This window comes from Tannerella forsythia, from assembly GCF_003860135.1.
Classification (GTDB): domain Bacteria; phylum Bacteroidota; class Bacteroidia; order Bacteroidales; family Tannerellaceae; genus Tannerella; species Tannerella forsythia_A.
The window spans coordinates 1-1412 of the sequence record NZ_RQYN01000118.1; the positions used below are offsets into that span (position 1 = coordinate 1).

General features: G+C 36.5%; 1 protein-coding gene and 1 pseudogene. Both read left to right on the forward strand.

The window, feature by feature from the left end; all coding sequences use genetic code 11:
- Positions 1-160, forward strand: a pseudogene (locus EII41_RS13525) (IS1595 family transposase); the annotation flags it as partial.
- A gap of 313 nt (positions 161-473) precedes the next feature.
- Positions 474-1274, forward strand: coding sequence for a DUF2262 domain-containing protein (locus EII41_RS13530; RefSeq protein WP_124790995.1), 801 nt, complete (start codon positions 474-476; stop codon positions 1272-1274).
- The last annotated feature ends 138 nt before the right edge of the window (positions 1275-1412 follow it).

The following is a 1412-nucleotide window of genomic DNA, read 5'->3' on the forward strand; positions in this document are numbered from 1 at the left end:
GATAAACACATTTCATGACATCAAACCTGAATTCCTGCAAAACTATCTCGATGAATTCTGTTACAAGTTTAATCGAAGATATGGGGGAGAAGCTCTCTTTGGAAGATTGCTGGTAGCTTGCGTAACCTATAGAAATAAATTTAGGTATAAATACGGATAATCGTTTAAAATAATTATTGAAATGTGTGAGTAATAAATGAACAGGAAAGAATTAAAAAAAGAGTTAGATAAGCTGAATATGAACTGTAGTGAGTATTCCTTGGACGGCTCTATGGTTAATAAAATGGAAAGTATTTTATGTGGATGAGCGGGAACCAAGAAGAATTACAAGTTTTTAAAATGAAACCGAAGTTTACTCCTATATATAATGAGCCCCCGTGACAAACGGATGAGGTATCATCGAGAAATAATTTTTGCTTCTCACTGTAAGCAGATGGGAATTAAACCTCAAAAGAAATTAAATAAGAAAATTCATGAATAAAGTAATTACACAGGAAAAATTTTACTCGAAATTTCTTGAAGAAGAAAAAGAGATTTTGGTACTTATCGAGACCAGTACTAGCGGCGCAGCAAAATACGATGATATGTGGGTGCCGTCTAATCGCCCGCTGGCTTTTATAGAACTTGTGGATAACTCTCTGCATTCAAAATCTATTCGCCTTGAGTGGATAGTGGAAGACAAGGATTGGAAGTATTATTTTAAGCCGCAAACTGCTTACCGAATTAAAGTGCGTCCGCAAAAGCCAGAAGGGAAATCACGCTATAAACACCTGTTTATGCTTGTGGAAGTATTGGAAGAAGATGTGCGAGATGAAAGATTCGACAAAATTCTAAAAGAATATAATACCGAGGTTATATTCGAAGATGAGAATTTTTATTTTGAGCTGAACAGAGAATACGAGTGCTTCGAAGGGGCAATACAGTATCAAGATGAAGACATAGACCTGACCGTGGAAACGCAAGGCTTGGACGAACTCCAAGAAATTTTGAACACCTATAAAACTGCAACTAAAGACTTCGAGGCTTGGCTTAGCGGAATTAAAAAGTTCGCAGCAAAGGAACTCGTCGAATTAGCGAATGATTGGCAGGAAGAAGATACACCAGAGATAAGCGAAAAAGACTTCTACGATAGGGTTGAGCTCTCCTGCATTGTACTTGAGCTAGATAATGAATTTATGGTATATCTGCACGACGACGATATGTTCTTCGGACATATCATCTGCGTCTATGGTAACCTCGATGGTACATTCGATAGCGCAAATATTGAGGGATAAATTACGAAACAGATGATGATTAGAAAGAAGCAGTAAGTGAAGAGTTTATCTACAGATAAAAAATTGGGTATTGTTAAATTCATATAGTACTATTATCTTTGCTGAAAAAAACTATGGATTGTCCAAGATGTGGAAGCA